At 62.5% G+C, this 6010-nt stretch carries 10 protein-coding genes and 1 pseudogene; all 11 read left to right on the top strand.

Annotated elements, in window-relative coordinates; translation table 11 throughout:
* Positions 1-648, top strand: a pseudogene (locus D6T64_RS02665) (hypothetical protein); the annotation flags it as partial.
* 341 nt (positions 649-989) lie between these two features.
* Positions 990-1298, top strand: coding sequence for a 30S ribosomal protein S10 (gene rpsJ, locus D6T64_RS02660; RefSeq protein ID WP_035834607.1), 309 nt, complete (start codon positions 990-992; stop codon positions 1296-1298).
* A gap of 8 nt (positions 1299-1306) precedes the next feature.
* Positions 1307-1966 (top strand): 50S ribosomal protein L3, encoded by a 660-nt coding sequence (rplC, locus tag D6T64_RS02655; protein ID WP_119971194.1) that lies wholly within the window; start codon positions 1307-1309, stop codon positions 1964-1966.
* 5 nt (positions 1967-1971) lie between these two features.
* A complete protein-coding gene (gene rplD, locus D6T64_RS02650; RefSeq protein ID WP_119971192.1) occupies positions 1972-2622 on the top strand; it encodes a 50S ribosomal protein L4 in 651 nt (216 codons plus the stop codon).
* Positions 2622-2924, top strand: coding sequence for a 50S ribosomal protein L23 (rplW, locus tag D6T64_RS02645; RefSeq protein WP_119971190.1), 303 nt, complete (start codon positions 2622-2624; stop codon positions 2922-2924). The genes rplD and rplW overlap by 1 nt, the downstream gene beginning before the upstream one ends.
* Before the next feature lie 24 nt (positions 2925-2948).
* A complete protein-coding gene (gene rplB, locus D6T64_RS02640; RefSeq protein ID WP_119971187.1) occupies positions 2949-3788 on the top strand; it encodes a 50S ribosomal protein L2 in 840 nt (279 codons plus the stop codon).
* Positions 3789-3797: 9 nt separating this feature from the next.
* The gene (gene rpsS / locus D6T64_RS02635; protein ID WP_092107237.1) at positions 3798-4079 is read left to right on the top strand and encodes a 30S ribosomal protein S19; all 282 of its coding nucleotides are present in this window, start codon (positions 3798-3800) and stop codon (positions 4077-4079) included.
* A gap of 25 nt (positions 4080-4104) precedes the next feature.
* On the top strand, positions 4105-4470 hold the full coding sequence (gene rplV, locus D6T64_RS02630) for a 50S ribosomal protein L22 (protein ID WP_119971185.1): 366 nt from the start codon (positions 4105-4107) through the stop codon (positions 4468-4470).
* Entirely contained in the window at positions 4470-5240 is a 771-nt protein-coding gene (gene rpsC, locus D6T64_RS02625) for a 30S ribosomal protein S3 (protein WP_092107240.1), read from the top strand. Before rplV ends, rpsC begins: the two co-directional genes overlap by 1 nt.
* Positions 5240-5659, top strand: a complete 420-nt coding sequence (rplP, locus tag D6T64_RS02620) for a 50S ribosomal protein L16 (protein WP_119971182.1) — start codon at positions 5240-5242, stop codon at positions 5657-5659. The genes rpsC and rplP overlap by 1 nt, the downstream gene beginning before the upstream one ends.
* Positions 5659-6009: a 50S ribosomal protein L29 gene (gene rpmC, locus D6T64_RS23495; protein ID WP_119971180.1), complete on the top strand. Its 351-nt coding sequence runs from the start codon at positions 5659-5661 to the stop codon at positions 6007-6009. The genes rplP and rpmC overlap by 1 nt, the downstream gene beginning before the upstream one ends.
* Position 6010: the final 1 nt, after the last annotated feature.

Below are 6010 nucleotides of genomic sequence, written 5' to 3'. Positions count from 1 at the left end.
GACCCACGCGGCGGCGCGGTACCTGCGCCGCCGCGCGGTACGTGCGCCGCTGCGCGGTACGTGCGCCGCCGCGCGGTACCTGCGCCGCCGCGCGGTAGTTCAGCCCGGCCTGAGCGCGGCGCAGATGCCCGCGACGTCACAATGCGCGGCAGCGTCCTCATGACGAGTGCCGCCCGCACCGCCGTCGACCTCGCAGCCGTGCTCGACCTGAAATCGGCCGTGGCGATCGTCGACCAGATGCTGCTCGTCGACCGCGCGGGGCATCCGCCGCTGGCGACGAAAGATGAACTGATCGACGTCTGGCAGCGGATGCTCCCCTTCCGCGGGTCGGTGCGAGCCCGGGCGATCGTCGATTTCGGCGTCACCCAGTCCGAGTCCCAGCTCGAGTCCGGCAGCCGGGTCAACATCGCCCTCAGCGGCTTTCCCCGCCCGGAGCTGCAGCGCCACTTCATCGTCGACGGCGCCGACGTCTTCACCGACTTCTTCTGGCCCGACATGGATGCTGACCCGCGAGTGAGCAAAATATGCACTTCCCGAGGGCGGGAACAGCAAAAATTGCTCACTCGCGAGAGCCGGGATCGGGGCTCCCGGTGCGACCCACGAACCGACACGCCGAATCCGACACGCCCGGGTTGCACAAAGGGGTAGACCTGTGGCAGAATCGTCTAGTTCAACATTTTCGGGTGTGCGTTTCGCATGTTTCGAAATCACTGCCAGGCAGTGCATAGCCGCCCTCTAGAAGGTGCAGGTTAGGCCGCGGGGAGCAGGACACGCACAAATCAACTATCTGAATGATTCGGCTCATCCACGTGTGGATGCGCCGGTGAATTCCCCGGGTTCTGCTCTGGGAGTCGACGTTGATCCGGACCACCATCCATATGGTGCGATGGAAATTGACATAAGAACAGTGGTGCGACAGCAGCAGTGCTACTACGGCGTCCAATGCAACCCCCGGGATGTAAGACGCCCAGACAGAGAGAGAGTTCGACATGGCGGGACAGAAGATCCGCATTCGACTTAAGTCGTATGACCACGAGGTCATCGACATATCGGCGCGCAAGATCGTCGACACAGTGACCCGTGCGGGCGCTACGGTTGTTGGCCCGGTGCCGCTTCCGACCGAGAAGAACGTGGTGTGTGTTATCCGTTCTCCGCACAAGTACAAGGACAGCCGGGAGCACTTTGAAATGCGCACCCACAAGCGTCTGATCGACATCATTGACCCGACCCCGAAGGCTGTGGACTCGCTTATGCGTCTCGACCTTCCGGCCGACGTCAACATCGAGATCAAGCTCTAGGGCCCGCGATGTCTTACGCAGATACCAAGACCACTAAAGGCCTGTTGGGCAAGAAGCTCGGCATGACCCAGGTGTGGGATGAGAACAACAAGCTTGTTCCCGTCACCGTCATCGAAATCTCCCCGAACGTTGTGACGCAGCTGCGCACCAAGGCCGTTGACGGCTACACCGGTGTTCAGATCGCCGCTGGCGCTATTGACCCTCGTAAGGTCAACAAGCCCGCTGCCGGTCACTTCGAGAAGGCCGGCGTCACGCCGCGCCGCCACGTCACCGAGCTCCGCACCGCTGACTCCGCTGACTACACCCTGGGCCAGGAACTCACCGTTGACGGTGTGTTCGCTGCCGGTACCAAGGTCGACGTCATGGGAACCAGCAAGGGTAAGGGTTTCGCCGGTGTCATGAAGCGTCACAACTTCAAGGGCGTCTCGTCCTCGCACGGTTCGCACCGTAACCACCGCAAGCCCGGTTCCATCGGTGCTTCCTCGACCCCGAGCCGTGTCTTCAAGGGCATGCGCATGGCCGGTCGTATGGGTGGCGAGCGCGTCACCGTGCTGAACCTCAAGGTTCACGCGATTGATGCCGACAAGGGCCTCATGCTGGTCAAGGGTGCCGTTCCCGGCGCCAAGGGCCGCCTCGTATTCGTTCGCAACGCAGTGAAGGGAGCGTAGTTATCATGACTACCGCACTCGACATCCTGGACGCGAAGGGCGCGAAGGCCGGCACTGCCGAGCTTCCCGCTGAGCTCTTCGACGTACAGACCAACATTCCGCTGATTCACCAGGTCGTCGTTGCGCAGCTCGCAGCCGCTCGCCAGGGAACCTCCAAGGTCAAGCGCCGTGGAGAAGTTTCCGGTGCCGGTCGCAAGCCGTTCAAGCAGAAAGGAACCGGTCGCGCTCGTCAGGGCTCGATCCGCGCTCCCCAGATGACCGGTGGTGGCATCGTGCACGGCCCGACGCCGCGCAGCTACGACCAGCGCACCCCGAAAAAGATGATCGCCGCAGCCCTCAAGGGTGCACTGTCCGACCGCGCACGCGGCGGCCGCCTGCACATCGTCGAGGCGCTCTTCACCGGCGAGACCCCCCACACGAAGACCGTTATGGCCCTGCTCCTGCAGATCGCCTCCAGCAAGCACGTGTTGGTTGTCCTGGAGCGTACCGACGAGCTCACGCTGCGAAGCATTCGCAACCTGCCCTCGGTGCACATCCTCTCGTGGGACCAGCTGAACGCCTACGACGTGCTCGTCTCTGACGACATCGTCTTCACCAAGGCCGCTTTCGAAGCGTTCGTGGCGAGCAAGACCAAGAAGGAAGAGGTGTCCGCATAATGGCTACCGCTGTCAACAAGGACCCCCGCGATGTCATCATCGCCCCGGTTGTCTCCGAGAAGAGCTACAGCCTGATCGATCAGGGCAAGTACACCTTCATCGTCGACCCTCGTTCCAACAAGACCGAGATCAAGCTCGCGATCGAAAAGATCTTCAAGGTGGAGGTCGCTTCGATCAACACCCTGAACCGCGTGGGCAAGACTCGTCGTACCAAGTTCGGTATGGGCAAGCGCAAGGACACCAAGCGTGCCATCGTCACGCTCAAGTCCGGGTCCATCGACATCTTCACGGCCGTCGGCTAGAACGACCGGACAAAGGGATAACTAATGGCTATTCGTAAGTACAAGCCCACGACCCCGGGTCGTCGCGGTTCCTCCGTTGCCGACTTCGCGGAACTCACCCGTTCGACCCCGGAAAAGTCGCTGCTTCGGCCGCTCTCCAAGACCGGTGGACGTAACAACCAGGGTCGCATCACGACCCGTCACATCGGTGGTGGCCACAAGCGTCAGTACCGTCTGATCGACTTCAAGCGCAATGACAAAGATGGCGTCAACGCTCGCGTTGCCGAAATCGAGTACGACCCGAACCGCACGGCACGCATCGCGCTGCTGCACTTCGTGGACGGCACCAAGCGTTACATCATTGCTCCGAACAAGCTCAGCCAGGGCGACATCATCGAGTCGGGAGCCGGGGCTGATATCAAGCCCGGCAACAACCTGCCGCTGAAGAACATCCCCACCGGTACCATCATTCACGCGATCGAGCTGCGTCCGGGTGGTGGCGCCAAGATGGCCCGCTCCGCCGGTTCGTCGGTTCGCCTCGTCGCGAAGGAAGGTGTCTACGCCCAGCTGCGTCTGCCCTCCGGCGAAATCCGCAACGTGGATGCTCGCTGCCGTGCAACGATCGGCGAGGTCGGCAACGCTGAGCAGTCGAACATCAACTGGGGCAAGGCCGGCCGGATGCGCTGGAAAGGCGTTCGCCCGACGGTTCGTGGTGTAGCCATGAACCCGGTGGACCACCCGCACGGTGGTGGTGAGGGTAAGACGTCCGGTGGACGTCACCCCGTCAGCCCCTGGGGCCAGAAGGAAGGGCGCACCCGCCACCCGAACAAGGAAAGCGACAAGCTCATCGTTCGTCGCCGTACCGTCGGCAAGAAGCGTAAGTAGGAGTAGACGATGCCAAGAAGTCTTAAGAAAGGCCCTTTCGTTGACGACCACCTGCTTCGCAAGGTGTTCGCGGCGAACGAAGCCAAGAGCAAGAACGTAATCAAGACCTGGTCGCGCCGCTCGATGATCATCCCCGACATGCTCGGACACACCATCGCAGTGCACGACGGTCGCAAGCACATCCCGGTGTTCGTCACCGAGAGCATGGTTGGGCACAAACTCGGCGAGTTTGCTCCCACCCGCACCTTCCGTGGACACGTGAAGGATGACAAGAAGGGTCGTCGCCGCTAACGCGGTGGCGTAAGGAGGAGAAGAAATGGTGGAGTCGATCGCACGCGTGCGTCACATCCGCGTTACCCCCCAGAAGGCCCGTCGCGTCGTTGACATGATCCGCGGCAAGCAGGCGCAGGAAGCGCTGGGTATTCTCAAGTTCGCGCCCCAGGGCGCGTCCGATCCGGTGTACAAGCTGGTGGCCTCGGCCATCGCCAACGCCCGGGTCAAAGCGGATGCTGCAAACACCTACCTGGACGAGCAGGACCTGTACATCAGCCGCGCATTCGTTGATGAGGGTACGACCCTCAAGCGTTTCCAGGCTCGTGCCCAGGGTCGCGCATTCGAAATCAAGAAGCGCACCAGCCACATCACGGTTGTGCTCACCACTCCTGAGGAGGGGACGAAGTAATGGGTCAGAAAGTAAACCCGTATGGCTTCCGTCTGGGAATCACGACCGACCACGTGTCGCGTTGGTTCTCTGACAGCACGAAGCCGGGACAGCGTTACGCCGACTTTGTCGCCGAAGACGTCAAGATCCGTCGCCTGCTCAGCACGAGCCTCGACCGCGCCGGCGTCAGCCGGATCGAGATCGAGCGCACCCGTGACCGCGTTCGCGTTGACATTCACACCGCCCGTCCGGGCATCGTGATCGGTCGCCGCGGCGCCGAGGCCGAGCGCATCCGCTCTGACCTCGAAAAGCTCACCGCCAAGCAGATCCAGCTGAACATCCTCGAGGTCAAGAACCCCGAGCAGGATGCCCAGCTGGTTGCCCAGGGTATTGCCGAGCAGCTCTCCGCTCGTGTGGCTTTCCGCCGCGCGATGCGTAAGGGCCTGCAGGGCGCCCAGCGCGCCGGAGCCAAGGGTGTCCGCATCCAGGTTTCCGGTCGTCTGGGTGGCGCCGAGATGAGCCGCAGCGAGTTCTACCGCGAAGGCCGTGTGCCGCTGCACACGCTTCGCGCGAACATCGACTACGGCTTCTACGAAGCCAAGACCACCTTCGGCCGCATCGGTGTGAAGGTCTGGATCTACAAGGGCGACATCACCAACAAGGAACTCGCTCGCGAGCAGGCCAACGCTAAGTCGTCCCGCCCCGAGCGTCGTGACGATCGACCGCGCCGTGCACCTCGTGCAGATGCTCCGGCCGCGGCCCCGGTCGCAGCAGGAGTTGAGGCTAAATAATGTTGATTCCGCGTAGAGTCAAGCACCGCAAGCAGCACCACCCGGGCCGTAGTGGCCACGCAACCGGTGGTACCACGGTGTCGTTCGGTGAGTACGGCCTGCAGGCCCTCACCCCCGCCTATGTGACCAACCGTCAGATCGAGTCCGCTCGTATCGCCATGACGCGTCACATCAAGCGTGGTGGAAAGGTGTGGATCAACATCTACCCCGACCGCCCGCTGACGAAGAAGCCCGCTGAAACCCGCATGGGTTCCGGTAAGGGTTCGCCCGAGTGGTGGGTCGCCAACGTCAAGCCCGGACGCGTTCTGTTCGAGCTCAGCGGTGTCACCGAGGCCGTCGCCAAGGAGGCACTCACCCGTGCCATCCACAAACTGCCGCTCAAGGCACGCATCATCAAGCGCGAGGAGGGCGACGCATAATGGCGATCGGATCCAAGGAGCTCGCCTCAGTCGAGCTCGACACTTTTGACAACGGGCGTCTGTTCGATGAGCTGAAGAAGGCCAAGGAAGAGCTGTTCAACCTGCGCTTCCAGTCGGCCACCGGTCAGCTCGAGAGCCACGGCCGCCTGCGCGCCGTCAAGCGCGACATCGCTCGCATCTACACGGTTCTTCGCGAACGCGAGCTGGGCATTCGTGCCACGCCCGTCGCCGTCGAGGTTCCTGCTGCGGTCGACAAGAAGACCGAGAAGAAGACCAAAAAGGCCAAGGCCGCTGACGAGTCCACCACGGACGACGCAGCAGTCGAGGCTACCCCCACGAAGGAGGCCTAGT

The organism is Cryobacterium melibiosiphilum (genome assembly GCF_003602235.1).
Classification (GTDB): Bacteria; Actinomycetota; Actinomycetes; order Actinomycetales; family Microbacteriaceae; genus Cryobacterium; species Cryobacterium melibiosiphilum.
This window is presented reverse-complemented; position numbering and strand designations above follow the sequence as displayed.

What these genes read in the sequence shown, in the direction of transcription:
- rpsJ (WP_035834607.1), top strand. Translation starts at nt 990, where the DNA reads ATGGCGGGACAGAAGATCCGCATTCGACTTAAGTCGTATGACCACGAG.
- rplC (WP_119971194.1), top strand. Translation starts at nt 1,307, where the DNA reads ATGTCTTACGCAGATACCAAGACCACTAAAGGCCTGTTGGGCAAGAAG.
- rplD (WP_119971192.1), top strand. Translation starts at nt 1,972, where the DNA reads ATGACTACCGCACTCGACATCCTGGACGCGAAGGGCGCGAAGGCCGGC.
- rplW (WP_119971190.1), top strand. Translation starts at nt 2,622, where the DNA reads ATGGCTACCGCTGTCAACAAGGACCCCCGCGATGTCATCATCGCCCCG.
- rplB (WP_119971187.1), top strand. Translation starts at nt 2,949, where the DNA reads ATGGCTATTCGTAAGTACAAGCCCACGACCCCGGGTCGTCGCGGTTCC.
- rpsS (WP_092107237.1), top strand. Translation starts at nt 3,798, where the DNA reads ATGCCAAGAAGTCTTAAGAAAGGCCCTTTCGTTGACGACCACCTGCTT.
- rplV (WP_119971185.1), top strand. Translation starts at nt 4,105, where the DNA reads ATGGTGGAGTCGATCGCACGCGTGCGTCACATCCGCGTTACCCCCCAG.
- rpsC (WP_092107240.1), top strand. Translation starts at nt 4,470, where the DNA reads ATGGGTCAGAAAGTAAACCCGTATGGCTTCCGTCTGGGAATCACGACC.
- rplP (WP_119971182.1), top strand. Translation starts at nt 5,240, where the DNA reads ATGTTGATTCCGCGTAGAGTCAAGCACCGCAAGCAGCACCACCCGGGC.
- rpmC (WP_119971180.1), top strand. Translation starts at nt 5,659, where the DNA reads ATGGCGATCGGATCCAAGGAGCTCGCCTCAGTCGAGCTCGACACTTTT.